Source organism: Nocardiopsis aegyptia, from assembly GCF_013410755.1.
Classification (GTDB): domain Bacteria; phylum Actinomycetota; class Actinomycetes; order Streptosporangiales; family Streptosporangiaceae; genus Nocardiopsis; species Nocardiopsis aegyptia.
The window spans coordinates 5,688,132-5,707,674 of the sequence record NZ_JACCFS010000001.1 but is presented as its reverse complement, the minus strand read 5'-3'; the positions used below and the strand labels follow the sequence as shown (position 1 = coordinate 5,707,674).

Genomic DNA, 19,543 nt, shown 5'->3' with positions numbered 1-19,543 from the left:
CGTGTGCAGGGGTGATCTGGACGATGTTCTACTGGGTGGTCAAGGCGTTCCTCGGCCCGATCCTGGCCGTGTTGTGGCAACCGCGCGCGGAGGGCGTCGAGAACGTGCCGCGGCGCGGTCCGGCCATCATGGTGAGCAACCACCTCTCCTTCTCGGACCATTTCTTCGGTCCGCTGCCGCTGCCCCGCAAGATCACGTTCCTGGCCAAGTCGGAGTACTTCACCGGCACCGGCGTCAAGGGCTTCTTCAGCCGGGCGTTCTTCACCGGCGTCGGGCAGATCCCGATCGACCGCTCCGGCGGCAAGGCCAGCGAGGCGGCCCTGCGCACGGGCCTGCGCGTGCTCAAGCGCGGCGACCTGCTGGGCATCTACCCCGAGGGCACCCGCTCCCCCGACGGCAAGCTCTACCGCGGCCGCACGGGCGTGGCGCGGCTGGCCCTGGAGGCCAAGGCCCCGGTGGTGCCGATGGCGATGATCAACCTGGAGAAGATCATGCCGCCCGGCCGCACCGTCCCGAAGCTGGGCGTGCGCCCCAAGGTGGTCTTCGGCAAGCCGCTGGACTTCTCGCGCTACTACGGCATGGAGCGGGACCCGCGGGTCCTGCGCGCCATCACCGACGAGATCATGTACGCGCTGATGGAGCTGTCCGGCCAGGAGTACGTCGACCGCTACGCGCAGTCGGTCAAGGCGGAGCTGGAGGCCGAGGCCAAGGAGGCCCGCCGCGAGCAGCACGCCAGCGACAAGGACCGCCGCCGGTCCGACCGCGCCAAGCGCAAGGAGGAGCGCCGCGCGCGCAAGGCCGCCAAGCGCGCCGAGCGCCGGGCGGCGCAGGGCGGGGAGGACGGCACCGACCCACGGGAGTGAGGCGGCTCCCCTGTACGCGTGAGGGCGCGGCTCCGGTGGTCCACCGGGGCCGCGCCCTCGTTCGTGCACGGGCCGTGCGGCGTCAGTGCCGGGCGAGGTCGCCGGCGCCCACGATGCCTGCCTCGCCGCCGAGCTCCGCCAGCCGGACCTCGGCCAGCCGGCGGCCCGGACGGCCGGAGACGTGGCGGGCGAACGAGGTCATGACCGGGTCCAGCAGGATCGAGCCGGCGTCGGAGACTCCGCCGCCGAGGACGAAGCACTCCGGGTCGAGGATGGCCGCCAGGTCGGCCAGGCCGAGTCCGGCCCATTCGCCGACGATGCGGAAGCACTCCAGGGCCGCGCCGTCGCCCTCCAGCGCGGCCTGGGTGATGACGTGCCCCGACACCTGCTCCACGTCACCGTCGGCGAGCTTGAGCATGCGCTCGCCGGCCTTGGGGTCGGTCCGGGCCAGGTCCTGCCCCTCGGCGACCAGGGCGCGTCCGCTGGCGTACTGCTCCCAGCACCCGTGGTTGCCGCAAGCGCAGCGGCGCCCGTGCGGCACCATCCGGTAGTGGCCGATCTCGGCGGCGACACCGTACCGGCCGCGGAAGAGGGCGCCGTCCAGCACCAGGCCGCCGCCGATGCCGGTGCCCAGGGTGACGCAGACCAGGTGGGCGCTGCCGCGGCCGGCGCCGAAGCGCGCCTCGGCCCAGGCGGCCGCGTTGGCGTCGTTCTCGATCACCACCGGCAGGCCGACCTTCGCCTGGACGCGCTCCTTGAGGGGTTCGTCGCGCAGGCCGAGGTTCACCGCGACCTGGACCGTGGCGCGGTCCTCGTCGACGAATCCGGCCACGCCCACACCGACCGCGTGGCAGGCCTGCTCCGGCTGACGGGAGCGCAGGTCGTCGACGGCGCGGGCGACCACGTCGGCCAGACCCGCCGGGTCGTTGGAGGGGGTGGGGTACTTGACCTTGTCCAGGATCTGCCCGTCCTGGTCCACGACCCCGGCTGCGACCTTGGTGCCGCCGATGTCTACGCCGATGGTCAGCATGGGGGCAGTTCCTTCCACTTACGCACGAACTCTGACATAAGCCTCAGGGTTCATGACAGAGGTCTTTCAAATGGTGTAAACCCCTCGATTAAACCAGGCCGGGGCGACCCGAGACACCCCAGGAGCCGAACCCGTCCGAAGTGCCCTACTCCCCGGAGGTGACCTGCGGCTTCGCCCCCTCCTGGCGCTCCGGCCCCGCCCCGGCTCCGGAGCCGTCCCCGTCCGGGCGCCCGGCGTCCGACGCGGTCTGTTCCAGGGACCGCTCGACCACGTCCCACGTGCGCCCCAAGGCGCCCGCGAGGGCCAGCCCGGCGCGGCCGAGGTGTCCGGCGACCTCCGGCGCGGACGTGCGCACGATGTCGAAGAGCTCCTCCACCGCGGGGCGCTCCGGTTTGGTCTCCAGCCGGATGGCCTCCTCCCACACGTCGCCCTTGCGCGGCGCGGAGGTGACGGCACTGACGCCGCGCCGCACCCCCGCGGTGACCAGCTTGCGCTGCAGGCTGTCGACCAGCTTCAGGGCGTCGTCGATCAGGTCGGGGGCCTCGCCCCGCCCCGACTCCTGCGGGCGACCGTCGTTCTCCGTCATCTCCGGACCTCCTTCGTCGGCATCCTCTGGCCTCACGTTAACCGGCACGGGCGGCCCGGAGCGGATTTCTCAGGGCAGGATCAGGGGCGAACCAGGGTGCCGCGCACGACGTCCGGCGGTCGCCCACTCCGGCCGTCGGCACCGGAAAACGCCCGAAACGCCACAGACGCCACCTGATGTGCACGAAGGTCACGACAAGAGATAGTCTCGCGTGCGTACGAGAAGGAGCCGGGACCACAGTTCTGACCTGCGCACTCCCGGACGGCCTGACGGCGTCGTTCGCCGCCGGACCGGGCATACCCCCCGTACGAACAACCAGCCCAGGGGGTCGGGGACACCACGTCCAGACTGTTCCGAGCCGCGGGTCCACATCGCCCAGGGTCGGACACGGATCACCGTTGGATACCGAACGGCAACACGGCCTACTCACGAGTAGCATGTGTTGTTACGCTCGTCACGTCCCCCCTGTCAAGATCCCCGTACACGTCCAGGAGCATCACGTGCGCGAATACAGCTCTCCCGTCAAGGTTGAGATCGCCGATGACGCGCGGCTGACCGACACGCTCTACGCGCGCGCGGCAAGCGAGCCCGACGCCGTCGCCGCCCGTCGGCAGGAAGCCGGCCAGTGGCGCGACATCACCGTCGCGGAGCTGCACGGCGACATCGCCGCGTACGCGAAGGCGCTCATCAACGCGGGTATCGAGCACGGTGACCGGGTCGCCCTGATGTCGCGCACCCGCTACGAGTGGACGGTCCTCGACTACGCCATCTGGTCCATCGGCGCCGTCACCGTCCCGGTCTACGAGACCTCCTCGGCCGAGCAGGTCGAGTGGATCCTGAGCAACTCCGGCGCCCGGGCCGCCTTCGTCGAGACCGCCGACCACGCCGAGCGCGTCGAGTCCGTCCGTTCCTCGGCTCCCGACCTCGGCGAGGTCTGGACGATCGAGGGCGACGACCTCGCCCGCCTGCGCGAGACCGGCTCCGACGTCGACGACGCCGCGCTGGAGAAGCGGCGCACGGCGGTCAAGGTCGACGACCTCGCGACCCTCATCTACACCTCGGGCACCACCGGCCGCCCCAAGGGCTGCAAGCTCACCCACCGCAACTTCCTCTTCATCGCCCACCAGGCCCTGGAAGGACCGGCCCAGCACATCCTCAAGGGCAAGGAGAACCCCTCCACCCTGCTCTTCCTCCCGCTGGCCCACGTCTTCGCCCGCTTCGTCCAGGTCATGGTCGTCGAGGCCAAGGCCACCCTGGGCCACTTCCCCTCCACCGGCCCGGAGCTGATCGAGCAGTTCTCTGAGTTCCGCCCGACGTTCCTCCTCGCGGTCCCCCGCGTGTTCGAGAAGGTCTACACCAAGGCCGAGCAGAAGGCGACGGCCGAGGGCAAGGGCAAGATCTTCGGCGCCGCGGCCGACACCGCCATCGCCTACAGCAAGGCCCTGGACACCGGCCGGATCCCGCTGGGCCTCAAGCTCAAGCACGCGCTGTTCGCCAAGCTGGTCTACGGCAAGCTCCTGGCCGCCCTGGGCGGCAACGCCGACCACGCGGTCTCCGGCGGTTCGGCGCTCGGCGCCCGCCTGGGCCACTTCTTCCGCGGCATCGGCTTCACGATCATCGAGGGCTACGGCCTCACCGAGACCACCGCCCCCACCACGGTCAACAGCCCCGAGTTCAACAAGATCGGCACCGTGGGCCAGCCGCTGCCGGGCACCTCCGCCCGCATCGACGAGGACGGCGAGATCCTGGTCAAGGGCGACCACATCATGGTCGGCTACTGGGACAACGAGAAGGCCAGCAAGGAGGCCTTCACCGAGGACGGCTTCTACCGCACCGGCGACCTCGGCTCCCTGGACGACGACGGCTTCCTCAGCATCACGGGCCGCAAGAAGGAGATCATCGTGACCGCGGGCGGCAAGAACGTCGCCCCGGCCGTACTGGAGGACCGCATCCGCGCCCACGCTCTGGTCAGCCAGTGCATGGTGGTCGGCGACAACCGCAAGTTCATCGCCGCCCTGGTCACGGTCGACCCCGATGCGTTCGAGCAGTGGAAGGAAAGCAAGGGCAAGTCCGGCACCATCGCCGACCTGACCGAGGACCCCGACCTCAACGCCGCCATCCAGGAGGCCGTGGACAACGCCAACAAGGCCGTGTCCAAGGCCGAGGGCATCAAGAAGTTCCGCATCCTGCCCAGCGACTTCACCGAGGAGAGCGGCCAGCTGACCGCCTCCCTCAAGGTCAAGCGCCACGTGGTGAACAAGGAGTGGAGCCAGGAGATCGAGAACATCTACGCCGGCTGAGGGCGCCCGGAAGACGGGGCCTTCGCGCCCTCCGGTGCACTCCCTCGTTCCTCGGGAGTGCACCTCCAGGCCCTCCAGGACCCGTCGGCGCCCTCCTGTGTTTTTTTGGGGCCTCCGCTCGTGCCCACGCCGTCGCCCGCCACCACCCTCAACGGACGCCTGCGGCGCAGTCCTTCTAGCTTCGGCCCGTGCTCGTGCGCCCGGAAGACGCGCCCTTCGGTCCTTCCGGTGCACTCCCTCGTTCCTCGGGAGTGCACCTCCAGGCCCTCCAGGACGCGTCGGCGCCCTCGCCGTACTCTCCGGCGCCCTCGCAGGCTCGGACGCGGGGCGCTGGGAGGCCAGTGTTCTTCGTCGTCGACCTGCCTTGCTCGTTCCTCGCTGCGGCCCCGTCTCCTCCTGCAGAACACTGGCGCGCCCCGAGCCAACCCCCCAGTGGCCCCCATGAGCGAACGGCCTACCTCAACCCCCTGGGGTCGAGGTAGGCCGTTTTCGTGCACCCCGACCCCCTGGTCCTGAGGCACAGGGGGTTGGGCGTGCACACACCGGACTGCGTGAACCCCCTGGGGGTTGAACGTGCGCGGCTCCGCTCGCGGACACCACAGGGGGTTGGAGCAGAACGAATGCGGCCTACCTGAACCCGAGGGGGGTTGAGGTAGGCCGTTCAGCTGTGGGGACCACAGGGGGTCGAAGGCGAGCCGTCGGGCCTACCTGAACCCCAGGGGGTCTATCCGGGCCAAAGCGAGGAACGAGCGGCGGCCCAAAGCAAGCACAGGTGTGAGGGGCGCGCCGGTGCCTGCAGGAGGAGACAAGCCGGAGCGAGGCACGAGCGCAGGCGCAGGCGACGACGAAGGACCCGGCGTGAAGCGCCCCGAACACGGAGGCTTTCGCCGGGCCCTCTCTGCGTTGGTGGCTCGCCCTAGTGGGCGGGCTCCTTGTCCGACTCCTCGGCGGAGTGGGAGTGGTGCAGGTGGTGGCCGGAGTGCGCCTGCACGTCCGACACGGTCACGTTGTCCCTCGTGTACCAGAGGGCCAGGCGACGGCGGAGCTTGCCCATGCCCTTGCGGGCCTGGGGGCTCTCCACACCCTTCTCGTCGACCGTCTCGTCCAGGGCCGTCGACGTGATCGTCGGCTTGCTGGACAGGATCTCGACGGTCTCGTCCGAGCTCTCCCGGTGGACCTCGATGAACTCACCGCTGGGCAGCTGCTGGATGACGCCGCTCTCGTACCCGTGCTCCAGGGTCTCGCGGTCGCGCCGCTGCAGGCCCAGGCAGATCCGCTTGGTGATGATGAACCCGACGACCGGGCCCACGATGATCAGCACGCGGAAGATGTACGTGGTGAGGTACAGGTTGATGGAGAAGGTCTCCGACAGGATGTCGTTGGACCCCGCCAGCCACAGGATGCCGTAGGCGGTGATGCCCGCGACGCCCAGGCCGGTGCGCACGGGGGCGTTGCGCGGCCGGTCGGCCACGTTGTGCGCCCGCTTGTCCCCGGTGATCCACTGCTCGATGAACGGCCAGGCGCCCAGCGCGCCGAACAGCAGGCCCATGACGCCGAGTCCCGGGATGAGCACGGCGACGGGCACCGCGTATCCGAAGATGTCGAAGTCGAGCGTGTTCGGGAAGATGCGCAGCGAGCCCTCCAGGAAGCCCATGTACCAGTCCGGCTGGAGGCCGGAGGTGATGGACGTCGGTGTGAACGGCCCGAACAGGTGGATCGGGTTGACCTGCACGAAGGCGCTCAGACCCGCGGTGACGGCGAAGGTGAAGAAGAAGAACCCTCCGGCCTTGACCGCGAACGCCGGGAACATGGGTGTTCCCACGACCGTCTTGTCCGTATGCCCGATGCCCGGGTACTGCGTGTGCTTCTGGTGCCACAGGATCATGAAGTGGGCCACGATCAGGGCCAGCAGCAGCGCCGGGAGCAGCAGGATGTGCAGCATGTACAGGCGCGTGATGATCTCCTCGCCGGGGAACTCCCCGCCGAACAGGAACATCGAGATGTAGGTGCCGACCAGCGGCAGCGACAGGATCACGCCCTGCAGGATCCGCACGCCCATGCCCGAGGGCAGGTCGTCCGGCAGCGAGTAGCCGAAGAGGCCCTCGACGATCGCGATGCTGAAGATACCGACGCCGATGAGCCAGTTGATCTCGCGCGGCTTGCGGAACGCACCGGTGAAGAACACCCGGAGCATGTGCACCACGAGCGACGCCAGGAAGATCAGCGCGGCCCAGTGGTGGATCTGCCGTACGAGGAACCCGCCGCGCACGTCGAAGTCGATGAACAGCGTGGAGGCGTAGGCCTCACTCATCGGAACGCCCTGGAGGCGCTCGTAGGAGCCGTCGTAGACGATCTCCGCCATGCTCGGCTTGAACCAGAGCGTGAGGAACACGCCCGTGACCAGCAGGATGATGAACGAATACAGGGCGATCTCGCCCAGCATGAACGACCAGTGGTTCGGGAAGACCTTGCGGAGGTTCTTCTCGCCCGTCTTGGCCAGGTGGAAGCGGTCGTCGATGAAATTCCCGACGCCGCGCAACGCCTTGGGTGCTTGCGTGGTCTTACTCATCGACTAGTCCTTCGCGTAGTCCCAGAACGTCGGACCGGGCGCTTCGGAGAAGTCGCCCGTCGACACGAGGTAGCCCTCGGAGTCGACGCCGATCGGCAGCTGGGGCAGTGGGCGGTGCGCCGGCCCGAAGACCACCTCTGCGGCGTTCGCGGCGTCGAACGTGGACTGGTGGCACGGGCACAGGATGCGGTGCGTCGTGCGCTCGTACAGGGCCGCGGGGCAACCGACGTGGGTGCAGATCTTGGAGTAGGCGATGATGCCCTCGTGCGTCCAGTTGCGACGCTCCTCGGTCATCTCCTCCCCCCAGTCGACCTGGCCTTCCTCGTTGGTCGGCATCTTGATCAGCAGGATGACCGACTTGGCCTGGTCGTTGAGGCTGATCCCGTGCGGGTAGTGCACGTTCTCCCCGTAGTCCTCCTCGTGCATGAGGGGGAGCGCGGAGATCATGCCGTACGGGTCCTGTGCCAGGTCCTCGGGCCGGATCTCGCGGTGCGTGCCCTCGACCACCATGCGGCGGCCGTCGGCCCACGGCGTGACCTTGAGCTTGTCCCCGGGCAGGGGGCCCGTGTCGCGCAGCAGGATGATCGGCGCGATGCCCAGCGGCAGCATGGCCGCGATGAGCGTGCGCCGCATCAGCGGACGACGCGTGAAGCCGCTCTCGTCGGCGCTCTGCATGAAGAAGGCGCTGAAGGAGCCCTTCTCCTTCTCGCTCGAGGGCAGCTCGTCGTAGGGCGAGGCGACCTCGTAGTGCGGCATCACGTTGCGCGCCCACACCGTCATCCCCGCGCCGATGCCGAACAGGGACAGCGTCAGCGTCCCGCCCAGCAGCGCGTTGGAGTACTGGCCGATCCGGGGATCGGCGATCTCCTCGGGTCCGAACACGAAGTAGGAGACCAGGAAGCCGATACCGCCGAGGAAGGCGATGACGAACCACAGTGACGCCAGCTTCTCGCCGCGGCGCTGCTGCTCCTCTGGACGGTGGTGGGTCTCCGACGCCTTGTAGGGGCCCTCATGGGAGCGCTCGGCCTCGGCCTCGGCCACCGTGTGCTCCTCGGCCGTGGGCGTGCCGACGACGCGGTCGGGAATCTCGTCGGGCTCGTTGTTGTCGTTGTTCGTCTTGTCAGTCATGTGCACGCTGCTTAGCGGTGATCCAGATCGCGCAGGCGACGATCAGGGCCAGCCCGATGGTCCACGAGATGAAGCCCTCGGCGACCTGGCCGACACGCTGGAGGTCGATGGGACCGCCGGCGTTCGGTTCGGTCTGGAGTGTCTTGACGTAGGAGATCAGTTCCTGCTTCTCGTCCGGCTCGATCACGGTGTCGCTGAACATCGGCATGGCGCCGGGACCGCTGACCATGGCCTCGTAGATCTCACGCGGGCTCGCGTCGTGGATCTCGGGGGCCCAGCGGCCGTCGGTCAGGGCACCGCCGCCACCGGACCAGCTGTGGCAGTGCGCGCAGTTGGTCAGGTAGAGCTTCATGCCCATGTCGGTGTTGTCGGCACCGGCGATGTAGGCGTCGTACTCGGCCTCGTACGCCTCGAGCGCGGCCTGGTACTCGTTCTCGGCCTCCTCGAGCGCCTCCTCGTAGGACTCCTCGTCCTCGAAGTCGGAGCGCAGCGGGGAGGGGAACGACTCCCGGTCGGGCGCGTGGTCGGGAACGTCGGTGGGGATCTCGGCCCCGGCCTCGCCGCTCCTGATCTCCGCGTTGTAGTACGCGATCAGGTTCGCCAGTTCCTGCTCGGACATGACCATGTCCTTGCGCGGCATCTGGGCGTTCGGGTTCATCGACGGCATGCGGCCGGTGCTGACCTGGAAGTCGATCGCCGCGGGGCCGACGTCGCGCAGGTCCGGGCCGGTCTCGGTCCCCGAACCGTCGTAGTTGTGGCACGTTGCGCACGTCTGGTCGAAGATGGCCCGGCCCTCGGCGACGTCGACGTCGGCGTCGTCCTGTGACGAGACGTCAGCGGCGAGGGTCCGCGCCTGGGCCTGGTCGGCGGTGGGCGCCAGTGCGGCGTACCCCACCCCGAACAGGGCTAGCGCGAGGATGACGACGACATACCCCGCGAGGGGATGCCGTCGCCGCGCGGTAATCCATTTCACGGTTTCCCCGTTTCGGGTTACTGAAGGAAGTAGATGGTGAAGAACAAAGCGATCCAGACGACGTCGACGAAGTGCCAGTAGTAGGACACGACGATCGCACTGGTCGCCTGCTGGTGAGTGAAGCGCCTCGCGGCGTACGTGCGTCCCAGCATGATGAGGAACGCCACCAACCCGCCGATGACGTGGAGTCCGTGGAAGCCCGTGGTCAGGTAGAACATCGACCCGTAGGCGCTCGACTGCAGAGTCAGGCCCTCGTGCGCGATGAGCTGGTAGTACTCGAAGGCCTGTCCGCAGATGAAGAACAGTCCCATGAAGAACGAGATGAAGAACCACAGGCGGAGCTTCTTGACGTCCCCGCGCTCGGCGGCCCAGACGCCGGCCTGCGCGGTGAAGCTGGAAGCCACCAGGACAACGGTGATGGAGGTCGCCAACGGCACGTTGAGGTGCGTCGCCGGCCAGGGCCCGAGCTCGGGGTTCCCGTTGGTCACCGATCGGATGGTGAAGTACATCGCGAACAGCGCGGCGAAGAACATGAGCTCGTTGGCCAACCACACGATGGTGCCAACGCTCACCAGGTCAGGACGCTTTGCCGCACCATGCGCTGGTGTCGGTGCTGATTTTGGTTTCGCGGTTGCTGTCGCCACGGGAGCATTATTACGGCATCTCGCGGAGACCCGAACTCGACCCCCCGTAAGGAGGCCGATCAGACCCGGGAACGGCCCTCCGCGGCCCCGGGAGCGGGCTCTTCACCGTGACTCGGGCGTTACTGTAGCGGCTCGGCCGCCGTCCGCGGGCCGAAGACGCGCCCTGGCGGGTCATCCGACCCGATCCTGGGCGGCTGAGGCGTTCCGTACCCGCCTCCGAGGCGCTCCAACCGCGCTCCGCCTACGGGCGGACAACGAAACGGTCACTGTTGCACAACGCCGCCGCCGGGGCGGGTGAGAGTCGCCCCCGGACGTGCTGGCATCCTGTGGTGTCGAAGGTCTCAGCCCGACGGCGGTCGCGTGATCCGTCCTGGGCAGTGGGCCCGCGAGGCAATACAGTCATAGGTGAGAGCCAACGAACGCCCCGGCCGCACCCCCCGATGGCAGCGGCCGCGGTCCGACGCGATGGGACGGTTGCGCGATGGTCGAGAGCGGTACGGACACGGGTGCCAGGATGCGCGTGCTGGTCTACAGCGACAAGGCGGAGACCCGTGACCAGGTCATGACCGCGATCGGTCGGCGCCCGGCCGCCGACGTGCCCAAGGTGGAGTTCGTCGAGGTCGCGACCGCCCCGGTCGTCCTGCGCAAGCTGGCGTCCACCGACCCGGCCGAGCGCATCGACGTCGCCGTCTTCGACGGCGAGACCGCCCCGGTCGGCGGGATGGGCCTGTGCCGCCAGGTCAAGGACGAGATCTACCGCTGCCCGCCGGTGCTGCTCCTGGTGGGCCGGCGCGACGACGGCTGGCTGGCGACCTGGTCGCGGGCCGAGCAGGTCGTCAGCCACCCGATCGACCCGATCGCCCTCGCCGAGTCGCTGGCCGAGCTCATGCGCCGGCGCGTCGCGGCGCTCAGCGGGTGACCCTGGTGGGACACGGCCGCGGAACGGACGGGAACGGTGAGCGGGACATGCGCCGCCGCCGGGTGGTGGGCGGTGCCCTGAACCACGGCGCCGACACCGGGCGATGGCGCAGGTCCCCCGCACGGTACGAGGGATAGGCCCCGCGGCCCCTGAGAGGGCCCTGTGGCCCCTGTCCCGTCGTCCCGTCGCCCGCCAACGCCCTCAGAGACCGTCGCACCGTGGAGTCCCAGAACCGATGAACGCCCCTACCCCTTCCAGCCCTGCCGCCGACCGGTCCGCCGTCACCGAGCGCACCTGGTCCAACCTCATCACCGCTCTCCTCAACGACGTGACGCTCAGCGCCTCCGACACCGAGTGGGCGATGGACGAGATCATGTCCGGCTCCGCGAGCGACGTGCAGATCGCCGGCTTCGCCGTCGCGCTGCGCGCCAAGGGCGAGAGCGTGTCCGAGGTGACCGGCCTGGCCCAGGGCATGCTCGACCACGCCGTGCGGATGAGCGTGTCCGGGCCGACCCTGGACATCGTCGGCACCGGCGGCGACCGCGCGCACACGGTGAACGTCTCGACCATGGCCGCGATCGTGGCCTCGGCCGCGGGCGCGCGCGTGGTCAAGCACGGCAACCGCGCGGCCTCGTCCTCCTGCGGTACGGCCGACGTCCTGGAGCGCCTGGGCGTGGTCCTGGACCTGTCGCCGGAGCTGACCGCCCGTGTCGCCGAGGACGCCGGGATCACCTTCTGCTTCGCGCCGATGTTCCATCCGTCGCTGCGGCACGCGGCCAAGACCCGCCGCGAGCTGGCGGTCCCCACGATCTTCAACTTCCTGGGTCCGCTGACCAACCCGGCCCGGCCCTCGACCTCGGCGATCGGTGTGTTCGACGAGCGCATGTGCGAGATCATGGCCGGCGTGTTCGCCGAACGCGGCTCCGCCGCCCTGGTCTTCCGCGGCGACGACGGCCTGGACGAGCTGACCACGACGACCACGTCCACGGTGTGGGTGGTCCGCGACGGCGAGAAGCGCCGTGAGCGCCTGGACCCGGCCGACCTGGGGATCGCCCGGTCGGTGCCGGAGGACCTGCGCGGCGGCGACGTGGAGTTCAACGCCCAGGCCGTGCGCGACCTGGTGGCGGGCCGGCCCGGGCCGGTGCGCGACGCGGTCCTGCTCAACGCCGGAGCGGCGCTGGCCGCCGTGGCCGGTGTGGAGGGCCCCCTCGTGGACGCGGTGCGCGCCGGGTACGAGCGCGCGGCCGCGGCGGTCGACAGCGGCGCCGCCGAGCGCACCCTGTCCACCTGGGTGGAGACCAGCCAGGGGTACGCCAAGAGCCTGTAGGACCCTGGACGGGGGCGCGGCGCCGGGATCACCGGTGCCGCGCCCTCACGTGTATCGATCAGTCGGCCCCGCCCGGATGGAGATCGAGGTAGACCCGGATCAGGTTCGCGAGTTCGTCGAACTCCCCCGGCCCGGTTCCGGTTCCCGGCGCCACCTCCTCATCCACCGGGCGGCGTGGCGGCGGGGGCATGTACGGACGGACGAGGGCACCGGGATCGTCGAACGGTTCGTCGAACGGTTCGTCGGCGAGGGCCCGAGTGCGCCGCGGAAGCGGCGGCCGGGGCCGTTCTGGTGCCGGATCGAGCGCGGGACGATCCGTTCGCGGCGGCACGAACACATAGGCCAGGGCGAGCGCCAGCGCGGCGGCAGCGATGTGCCACACGTGTTCGGCCCACGTGCGCTGGGGTCGGCGGTGTCGCCCGGTAGGGGGTCGCACAGTCTTCTCCTGGTGGATTCGCTGGTGTCCGATCAGCCCGGCAGCCCGACGGTCGACCCCGTGTCGCGGTCCGGGTCGATGAGCGCCCATACCGTCAGTGGCCTTCCGGGTTCCCCGCTCCACCACCACTTCTCGGCGACGGCGTCGACCAGCCGCAGTCCCCGTCCGCCCTCGGCCAACGCGTCCACCCGGCACGGCAGCTGTGGCAGGGTCACGCCCCTGCCCACTCGCGGCCCGTCGTCGGTCACCGACAGCAGGACGACTTTTCCGGGCAGGAGCTCCAGCCCCACCTCCACCCGCCCGAAGCGGCCTCCTGACGCGGTGTGCCGCACCGCGTTCGAGGCCAGCTCACTCACGGTGAGCAGCACCGGACCGCCCTGGTCGGCAGGGAGCTTCATCGCCTGCTGACACCAGGTCCGGATGTGCGCCACCTGGGTCGGTGTCCCGTCGAAGAACGCCCTGCGCGCCCCCGCTCGCGCGCCCCTCTCTCTGACCGGCATCCCACCCGCCACCCGCCGGTCACCGCCGTCTGCCCGCCTGTCCCATGGGCCGCCAATGCTGCTCATCGCGATCCTCCCTCAGATCAACACGGATCGAGCTAGGCTTCTGCCACATCAAGGAGTATTCACGAAGCTACTCTCTGGCGCAATGCGTTCCGGGGAAATTTTCACCAGAGAGGATTGCTGGAAGTTGGCCCAAGGGGAAGGGTTGCGCCAAACTGGACGCATCCCGACTCTTGGAGGTCATCGGTGGGCCAGAGCCCCGCAGGCGTCACCCGGCGCACCATCGCCCGGGTCATGAAACGCGCTCGCATCCGGGCCGGGATCAAGAGCGGCGCGGCAGCGCGTCATGCCGACATCAGCCCGGGCACGCTGACCAAGTACGAGAAGGCCGAGAACCCTTGGCCCGTGCCGGTCGTCTACGTCCTCAGCGAGTACTACGGGTTGTCGACCGAGGACAGGGACAAGCTCGTCAACCTGGCCAGGCAGAAGGAACTCGGCTGGTGGCACCGCCACCGAGACATCCCGGAGTGGTTCGAGTCCTATGTGGGCCTGGAATCCGAGGCGCACACCGTGCTCAACTTCGAGGACGGCATTATCCCAGGGCTGCTCCAGACCGCCGACTACGCTCGCGCCATCTTCACATCCGATGTCGACGCGGGATCGGATGAGCAGGTCGAGGCCCACCTCACCGTGCGACTGGAGCGCCAGAGACGTCTGACGGGAGACTCACCCCTCAAGCTCCATGCGGTGATCAACGAGAGCGCGCTGTATCGCAACGTCGGCGGTGTGGACGTCATGCGGGACCAACTCGCCGCTCTGCTGGATCGGGCCGAGCTACCGAACGTCGACCTGAGGGTCCTGCCCTTCGAGGCGGGGGCACATGCCGCGAGCGAGGGCAGCTTCGTCATCATGCAGTTCCCCGACCTACTGGAGGACGTCAGTTTCGACGATGTTGTACTCGTCGAGTACCGGGCCGGCGCCGTGTATCTGGAGAAGGACCACGAGATCGAGCTCTTCTCACGCATCTTCCAACGGATTCAGAGCCAAGCCCTGAGCCCGGAGGAATCCGTCAAGCTCATCCAGCGCATCCGCAGTGAACGATTCGAAGAATGAGGCACAACGTGGCTTTCAACGGGGCCAAGCACATGGCCTGGCGCAAGTCGAGTTACTCGGGTGGCGGCGGGGGAAACTGTGTGGAAGTGGCTGAGGGCAGGAACGTACTGGTGCGCGACACCCAGAACCGGCGGCTCGGGCACCTCACGTTCGAGAACGCCGAGTGGACCGGGCTCCTCACCGCCCTCAAGGCGAGCGCGCGATAACCAAGAGGCGCGGCGCCGGGATCACCGGTGCCGCGCCCCCGTCGTCCTCACCAGCCGAGGGCGAAGGCCGACTCCAGGTCGTGCTTGGAGTAGGTCTGGAACGAGATGTGGGTGTCGGAGGCGATCACGCCCGGGACCTTGTTCACCCGTCCCGGGATGACGTCGGCGAGGTCCTCGTGGCGGCGGACCCGCACCATGGCGATGAGGTCGACGTTGCCGGTGACCGAGTAGACCTCGCTGACGCCCTCGATCTCGGCGATCGCCTCGGCGACCTCGGGGATGCGGTTGACGTCGGCTTTGACCATGACGATCGCGGTGATCACAGTGCCTCCTGGGCGTTGGGTGCGAGACGGGCGCCCGGCGCGGCCGCGCGCGCTAGTAGACGTCGGAGAGCCGCGTCCCGGAGCGCCATCGCAGCCGGTAGACCGCCAGTCCCGCGATCACCCCGGCGATGAACCCGTAGACGTGCGCCGCGTAGGCCACGTTGGATCCGGCGCCCGGAGCGTACGAGGTGGTGACATAGAGAAGATACTGAAACGCGAAGTAACTTCCCACCAGGGCCCACCCGGGGAGCCGCATCGGGATCACCCCGAAGACCAGCGAGGTCACGCGGCTGCGGAACTGCACGACGAGGTAGGCGCCGAGCACGCCGGAGATCGCGCCGGAGGCGCCCACCATGGGGATGGTCCCGTCGATGTCGGTGATCGCGTGCGCGTAGACCGCGGCGAGGCCGGTGACCAGGTACAGGCCCAGGAAGCGGACCCGTCCGATCCGGTCCTCGACCACCGGCCCGAACACGAACAGGTAGACCATGTTGCCGATGACGTGCATGGGGCCCGAGTGCACGAACATCGAGGCGAACACCGACATCCACACGGACTTGCCGTCGATGGCGCCGCAGGCCTCGGTGAGGGGTCGGGCCTGGTCGACGCGGCCGAGCATCTCGTTGGGGATCGCGCCCCAGCGCATGAAGTAGTCCTCGATCGCGCAGTAGCGGCCCACCATGTCCGCCGGGTACCACACGGCGGTGGACGCCTGCGGCGAGGCCAGGTAGACCAGCACGTTGACCGCGATCAGTGTGAACGCGACGACGGGGGCTCGGCGGACGGGGTAGTCGTCATTGAGCGGGAGCAGCGCGGCCATGGGCCCAGTGTGTCAGTTCGGCGTGCGCTTCGGCGCTCCGCAGGGGGCATGTCCACTCCCCCTCGATCTCGACCAGGCGTGTCGCGGGGTCGGCCAGCCAGTCGAGGATGAGCTCGCTCTCGCCGGGCAGGGCCCGGGGGCTGGGGCCGTGTCCGGCGGGCACGCGCTCGGCGGTGGCCACCAGCGAGGCGAGGAAGGCCGCGGGGTCGGTGCCGGGCCGCAGCACCGCGCTGGCGGCCAGGCGGCCGTGGCGGACCACGCACGTCTCCCAGCCGGTGCCCGCGCGGCGCGAGGCGACCAGGTGCGGGACGGCCGACAGCGCGGACAGCCGCTGGGCGCGCCGGGCGCCGGCCAGGAAGGCGGCGAGCCGGTCGCGGTGGCCGGCCGCCTCCTCGTAGCGCAGGGCCGCGGCGAGTTCGCCGATGCGCGCGGTGTGGGCGGCCACGACCCGTGCGGGGTCGCCCGTCATGGCCTCGGCCGCGGCGTCGGCGTGGGCGGTGTAGTCCTGGAGCGACTCGGTGCCGTCGCAGGGCGCCCCGCAGCGCCCGAGCTGGGCCAGGACGCAGGGCTCCGCCCAGCCTCCGCCCAGCGCGATCACCGACGCGGAGCCGTCGGCCGCCCGGCCCTTCCCCTTGGGCACCGAGGGGGTGTGCGTGCACTGGCGCAGCGGGACGGCGTGCAGCAGGGCCTCCTTGGCGCGCTCGGCGTCCTTGGCGGAGGCGTAGGGGCCGATGTAGGGGGCGCCGTCGTCGCGGACGGCGCGCACCACGGACAGGCGGGGGTAGGCGTCGGTGGTGAGCTTGACCCAGCTGACGCGCTCGGGGTTGCGCGAGCGCCGGTTGAAGGGCGGTTTGCGCTCGGCGATGATGCGCAGCTCGCGCACCGACGCCTCCAGTTCGGTGGTGCACACGATGGGGGTGACGCCCTCGACCAGCCCCGCCATCTCGCGGATGCGCCGACGGTTCTCGGCGGCGGTGAAGTACGAGCGCACGCGGCGGCGCAGGTTGTTGCTCTTGCCGACGTAGAGGCTGGCCCCGCGCGCGTCGGTGAACACGTACACGCCGGGCTCCTCCGGCAGGTCCTCGGCCAGGTGGCGCCTGGCGATCTGGGCCCGGCTCGGGGGCTTGTTGACCGCGCGCAGCTCCTCCAGGCTGTGCACGCCCATGGGCCCGAGTCGCTCGATGAGCCCGTGCAGCACGGAGACGGTGGCACGGGCGTCGTCCAGCGCGCGGTGGCTGGGGGTGGTGGGGGCGCCGTAGAAGGCGGCGAGCGTGCCGAGCTTGTGGTTGCGGACCTCGCCGCGCGGCAGCAGCGCCCGCGCCAGGCGCAGCGTGTCCACGACCGGGTAGCCGGGCCACTCCAGGCCCTGGCGCTCGCACGCCGCCTTGAGGAACCCGGTGTCGAAGGGCGCGTTGTGCGCGACCAGGGCGGTGTCGGGGTCGGCGTCGAGGAAGGCCAGCACCTTGGGCAGGACGTCCTCGATCGGCGGGGCGGTGGCCACCATGGACTGGGTGATGCCGGTCAGCAGGGTGATGCTCGCGGGGATGAGGACGCCGGGGTCGACCAGGGTGGACAGTTCGTCCAGGACCTCGCCGCCGCGGACCTTGACCGCTCCCACCTCGGTGATCCGGGCCTTGGACGCGCTGGTGCCGGTGGTCTCCAGGTCCAGCACGACGAACGTCGTGGCGGCCAGCGGAGTGCCGAGGTCGCCGAGGCTGGTTTGGACGCCGGTGGACGCCGCGGACTGTCGAACCACCCGGTCAGGGTAGTGCGCGGTACCGACCAAAGCGGTCGGGATGCTGCCTGACCTGCCCGACATGGAAAGATGGGGGTGAGTGGGGCGTGAGTGTGGGCTCCGCCGACAGGACGACTACGAGGAGGAACCGTGGGGATCGCGATGCCGGGTGACAGTGAGCGGTGGCGGTGCACCGGATGCGGCAACCTCACGCGGTTCGACGTCACCAGGACCGTCCGCTCCCAGGACTACCTGCACCAGGACCTGTCCGGTGCGGGGCTGGTCGAGGACCGCACCGTCCTCTCGGAGTCCGTCGAGCGCGTGAAGTGCCGCTGGTGCGGCGCGACCGACGCGGTGGAGATCGTCGCGCGCCCCGACGCCGACGCGGCTGAGAGCGCGACGGGTCGGTCATGAGCGCCCGCCCGGACGAGGGCGGCGAGGGTGCGGAGGCGCCGGACGGCACCTCGGAGGAGCAGGACGAGTCGGCCGCCGGCGCGTTCGTCGACGGTGCCGGTACGGGGTCGGAGCAGCTGAGCCGGCCCCTGCCCGAGGCCGTGCGCGCCCGGATCGTCGAGTACGGGTCCGACGTGCTGGGCGGGATGCGCGCCGCCGACCTCCCTCCGCTTCTGCGCCGGGTGGCGAAGTTCGAGCCGCGCCGCCGGGCGCGGCTGGCGGGCCCGCAGATCGCCGCCCAGCTGGAGACCGACGACGGGTTCCGCGCGATGGTCGCCGCCCGCGTCGACCAGGTGTGGCCCGAGCTCGCCGAGGGCCTTCGCTCCGGCGTCGTGCCGCCCGCCGCCGACCCCGTGGCGGTGGCGGCGTGCGCGTACCTGCTGCGGCCGGAGGGGTGGCCCCGGATCATCGACGGCGTCCACGAGGAGCTGGAGCGCTCGGCCAGCGCCCGGGAGGCCGACGCGGCCGCCGAGGCGCTGGACGCGGTGCGCCGGCAGCTGGACGAGACCAAGCACGACCACCAGGCGGACCTGGAGCGGCTGCGGGCGCAGATCCGCGACCAGCGCGCGGAGATCTCCGACCTGCGGCGCAAGGTGCACACCGAGCGCCAGCGCGCCAGGCGGGCCCGTGAGGAGGCCGAGCACGCGCTCACGCGGACCGCCGACCGGGAGAGCGAGACCGCGACCCAGGTCACCGCCCTGGAGTCGGAGAACCGGCGGCTGCGCGCCCGGCTGACGGCGGCGGAGTCGCAGGTGGAGAACGCGCGCCGCGCCGTGCGCACCGGGCGCAACGCCGACGAGGCGCGGCTGCGGGTCCTGGTGGACGTGCTGGTGGACGCCGCGCACGGTCTGCGCCGCGAACTGGCGCTGCCCACCGGGCTCGACAGCCCCGCCGACCTGGTCGCCGAGGCCGAGCGCGAGCACCGGCGGGTCTCGCTGGGCGGGTTGCCCGACGACGACCCCGGGCTGCTGGAGCACATGCTCACCGCGCCCCGCGTGCACCTGTTGGTGGACGGCTACAACGTCACCAAGACGGGGTACGGCACGCTCCCCCTGGCCGACCAGCGCACCAGGCTCCTCGGGTCGCTGGAGGGCCTGGGGAGCCGCACCAAGGCGGAGATCACCTGTGTCTTCGACGGTGCCGACGTGGACACGCCCCCGGTGGTGGCAGCGCCGCGGCGCGTACGGCTGCTGTTCAGCGCGCCCGGGGAGACCGCCGACGAGTTGATCGTGCGCCTGGTGGGCGCCGAACCGCCCGGCCGCCCCGTCGCTGTGGTGACCTCCGACAAGGAGATCGTGTCCGCCGTACGCCGCTCCGGGGCGCGCGCGGTGTCCTCCGCGATCTTCCTGCGTCGCCTGGAGTCCCACGGCTGATCACGGCCGTGCCGAATCGTGAGACGGATCACCAACCGTGTGGCCGGTGCGCCCGCATGGTTGAGCCGTGCCGGACGTTCCGCTAGGTTCTTCCAGGAACGTGAGTGCTTGACCGGAGTGAGATCGAGAGCTGTTCGCTCTTGACCCGGTGGAGGCCCGCACACTCGCGCGTGCCCGCGCCCGGCGCGGCACCCCCGTCGTTCCCCCTCAGCATTTCGTGCGGACATCCCAACCCCAAGGAG

General features: G+C 70.2%; 19 protein-coding genes. 8 read left to right on the top strand and 11 right to left on the bottom strand.

Annotated elements, in window-relative coordinates; translation table 11 throughout:
- Nucleotides 1-23: 23 nt before the first annotated feature.
- Nucleotides 24-863: a lysophospholipid acyltransferase family protein gene (locus HNR10_RS25555; protein WP_179829962.1), complete on the top strand. Its 840-nt coding sequence runs from the start codon at nt 24-26 to the stop codon at nt 861-863.
- Nucleotides 864-945: 82 nt separating this feature from the next.
- Here HNR10_RS25555 and HNR10_RS25550 read toward each other — a convergent pair whose 3' ends face one another.
- Complete coding sequence (locus HNR10_RS25550; RefSeq protein ID WP_179827786.1) at nt 946-1,893, bottom strand: ROK family glucokinase; 948 nt, start codon at nt 1,891-1,893, stop codon at nt 946-948.
- Nucleotides 1,894-2,038: 145 nt separating this feature from the next.
- Nucleotides 2,039-2,479 carry a hypothetical protein gene (locus tag HNR10_RS25545; protein ID WP_179827777.1) on the bottom strand — a complete coding sequence of 147 codons (441 nt, stop codon included), beginning with the start codon at nt 2,477-2,479 and terminating at the stop codon, nt 2,039-2,041.
- A 500-nt stretch (nt 2,480-2,979) separates the two neighbouring features.
- On the opposite strand from HNR10_RS25545, the gene HNR10_RS25540 reads away from it, so the two are divergent.
- Nucleotides 2,980-4,779, top strand: coding sequence for an AMP-dependent synthetase/ligase (locus tag HNR10_RS25540; protein ID WP_179827775.1), 1,800 nt, complete (start codon nt 2,980-2,982; stop codon nt 4,777-4,779).
- A 916-nt stretch (nt 4,780-5,695) separates the two neighbouring features.
- On the opposite strand, the gene qcrB is transcribed toward HNR10_RS25540, so the two are convergent.
- Genes qcrB through ctaE form a run of 4 tightly spaced genes read right to left on the bottom strand, consistent with a single transcriptional unit; the run spans nt 5,696 to nt 10,093 of the window.
- Nucleotides 5,696-7,348: a cytochrome bc1 complex cytochrome b subunit gene (qcrB, locus tag HNR10_RS25535; RefSeq protein WP_179827773.1), complete on the bottom strand. Its 1,653-nt coding sequence runs from the start codon at nt 7,346-7,348 to the stop codon at nt 5,696-5,698.
- Nucleotides 7,349-7,351: 3 nt separating this feature from the next.
- Complete coding sequence (gene qcrA / locus HNR10_RS25530) at nt 7,352-8,476, bottom strand: cytochrome bc1 complex Rieske iron-sulfur subunit (protein ID WP_179827771.1); 1,125 nt, start codon at nt 8,474-8,476, stop codon at nt 7,352-7,354.
- Nucleotides 8,469-9,449, bottom strand: a complete 981-nt coding sequence (locus HNR10_RS25525) for a cytochrome c (protein WP_179827769.1) — start codon at nt 9,447-9,449, stop codon at nt 8,469-8,471. The genes qcrA and HNR10_RS25525 overlap by 8 nt, the downstream gene beginning before the upstream one ends.
- A 17-nt stretch (nt 9,450-9,466) precedes the next feature.
- Nucleotides 9,467-10,093, bottom strand: coding sequence for an aa3-type cytochrome oxidase subunit III (gene ctaE / locus HNR10_RS25520; protein WP_179827759.1), 627 nt, complete (start codon nt 10,091-10,093; stop codon nt 9,467-9,469).
- A 481-nt stretch (nt 10,094-10,574) separates the two neighbouring features.
- Between ctaE and HNR10_RS25515 the strand changes: the two genes are divergently transcribed.
- Complete coding sequence (locus HNR10_RS25515) at nt 10,575-11,012, top strand: hypothetical protein (protein ID WP_179827757.1); 438 nt, start codon at nt 10,575-10,577, stop codon at nt 11,010-11,012.
- Nucleotides 11,013-11,247: 235 nt separating this feature from the next.
- Complete coding sequence (gene trpD, locus HNR10_RS25510; protein WP_179827754.1) at nt 11,248-12,339, top strand: anthranilate phosphoribosyltransferase; 1,092 nt, start codon at nt 11,248-11,250, stop codon at nt 12,337-12,339.
- Nucleotides 12,340-12,397: 58 nt separating this feature from the next.
- Here trpD and HNR10_RS25505 read toward each other — a convergent pair whose 3' ends face one another.
- Entirely contained in the window at nt 12,398-12,775 is a 378-nt protein-coding gene (locus HNR10_RS25505; RefSeq protein WP_179827752.1) for a hypothetical protein, read from the bottom strand.
- Nucleotides 12,776-12,807: 32 nt separating this feature from the next.
- Nucleotides 12,808-13,275: an ATP-binding protein gene (locus HNR10_RS25500; RefSeq protein ID WP_246406413.1), complete on the bottom strand. Its 468-nt coding sequence runs from the start codon at nt 13,273-13,275 to the stop codon at nt 12,808-12,810.
- Nucleotides 13,276-13,524: 249 nt separating this feature from the next.
- On the opposite strand from HNR10_RS25500, the gene HNR10_RS25495 reads away from it, so the two are divergent.
- Nucleotides 13,525-14,391 (top strand): helix-turn-helix domain-containing protein, encoded by an 867-nt coding sequence (locus tag HNR10_RS25495; RefSeq protein WP_312889418.1) that lies wholly within the window; start codon nt 13,525-13,527, stop codon nt 14,389-14,391.
- Entirely contained in the window at nt 14,388-14,597 is a 210-nt protein-coding gene (locus HNR10_RS25490; RefSeq protein WP_179827748.1) for a DUF397 domain-containing protein, read from the top strand. The genes HNR10_RS25495 and HNR10_RS25490 overlap by 4 nt, the downstream gene beginning before the upstream one ends.
- A 47-nt stretch (nt 14,598-14,644) precedes the next feature.
- Here the strand turns inward: HNR10_RS25490 and HNR10_RS25485 are convergent, their stop codons facing one another.
- Genes HNR10_RS25485 through HNR10_RS25475 form a run of 3 tightly spaced genes read right to left on the bottom strand, consistent with a single transcriptional unit; the run spans nt 14,645 to nt 17,496 of the window.
- Nucleotides 14,645-14,920 carry an Lrp/AsnC family transcriptional regulator gene (locus HNR10_RS25485; RefSeq protein WP_179827746.1) on the bottom strand — a complete coding sequence of 92 codons (276 nt, stop codon included), beginning with the start codon at nt 14,918-14,920 and terminating at the stop codon, nt 14,645-14,647.
- Nucleotides 14,921-14,972: 52 nt separating this feature from the next.
- A complete protein-coding gene (locus tag HNR10_RS25480) occupies nt 14,973-15,740 on the bottom strand; it encodes a rhomboid family intramembrane serine protease (protein WP_179827744.1) in 768 nt (255 codons plus the stop codon).
- A complete protein-coding gene (locus HNR10_RS25475; RefSeq protein ID WP_312889417.1) occupies nt 15,715-17,496 on the bottom strand; it encodes a DEDD exonuclease domain-containing protein in 1,782 nt (593 codons plus the stop codon). The genes HNR10_RS25480 and HNR10_RS25475 overlap by 26 nt, the downstream gene beginning before the upstream one ends.
- Nucleotides 17,497-17,625: 129 nt before the next feature.
- On the opposite strand from HNR10_RS25475, the gene HNR10_RS25470 reads away from it, so the two are divergent.
- Both HNR10_RS25470 and HNR10_RS25465 read left to right on the top strand, forming a co-directional pair.
- Nucleotides 17,626-17,889 (top strand): hypothetical protein, encoded by a 264-nt coding sequence (locus HNR10_RS25470; RefSeq protein ID WP_121179894.1) that lies wholly within the window; start codon nt 17,626-17,628, stop codon nt 17,887-17,889.
- Nucleotides 17,886-19,301, top strand: a complete 1,416-nt coding sequence (locus HNR10_RS25465) for an NYN domain-containing protein (RefSeq protein ID WP_179827740.1) — start codon at nt 17,886-17,888, stop codon at nt 19,299-19,301. The genes HNR10_RS25470 and HNR10_RS25465 overlap by 4 nt, the downstream gene beginning before the upstream one ends.
- Nucleotides 19,302-19,543 lie beyond the last annotated feature (242 nt).

Excerpts from the sequence above, each read along its gene's own strand:
- HNR10_RS25545 (WP_179827777.1), bottom strand. The coding sequence starts at position 2,479 with ATGACGGAGAACGACGGTCGCCCGCAGGAGTCGGGGCGGGGCGAGGCC.
- HNR10_RS25490 (WP_179827748.1), top strand. The coding sequence starts at position 14,388 with ATGAGGCACAACGTGGCTTTCAACGGGGCCAAGCACATGGCCTGGCGC.
- HNR10_RS25500 (WP_246406413.1), bottom strand. The coding sequence starts at position 13,275 with ATGCCGGTCAGAGAGAGGGGCGCGCGAGCGGGGGCGCGCAGGGCGTTC.
- trpD (WP_179827754.1), top strand. The coding sequence starts at position 11,248 with ATGAACGCCCCTACCCCTTCCAGCCCTGCCGCCGACCGGTCCGCCGTC.
- HNR10_RS25555 (WP_179829962.1), top strand. The coding sequence starts at position 24 with ATGTTCTACTGGGTGGTCAAGGCGTTCCTCGGCCCGATCCTGGCCGTG.
- HNR10_RS25480 (WP_179827744.1), bottom strand. The coding sequence starts at position 15,740 with ATGGCCGCGCTGCTCCCGCTCAATGACGACTACCCCGTCCGCCGAGCC.
- qcrB (WP_179827773.1), bottom strand. The coding sequence starts at position 7,348 with ATGAGTAAGACCACGCAAGCACCCAAGGCGTTGCGCGGCGTCGGGAAT.
- HNR10_RS25550 (WP_179827786.1), bottom strand. The coding sequence starts at position 1,893 with ATGCTGACCATCGGCGTAGACATCGGCGGCACCAAGGTCGCAGCCGGG.
- qcrA (WP_179827771.1), bottom strand. The coding sequence starts at position 8,476 with ATGACTGACAAGACGAACAACGACAACAACGAGCCCGACGAGATTCCC.
- HNR10_RS25465 (WP_179827740.1), top strand. The coding sequence starts at position 17,886 with ATGAGCGCCCGCCCGGACGAGGGCGGCGAGGGTGCGGAGGCGCCGGAC.
- HNR10_RS25515 (WP_179827757.1), top strand. The coding sequence starts at position 10,575 with ATGGTCGAGAGCGGTACGGACACGGGTGCCAGGATGCGCGTGCTGGTC.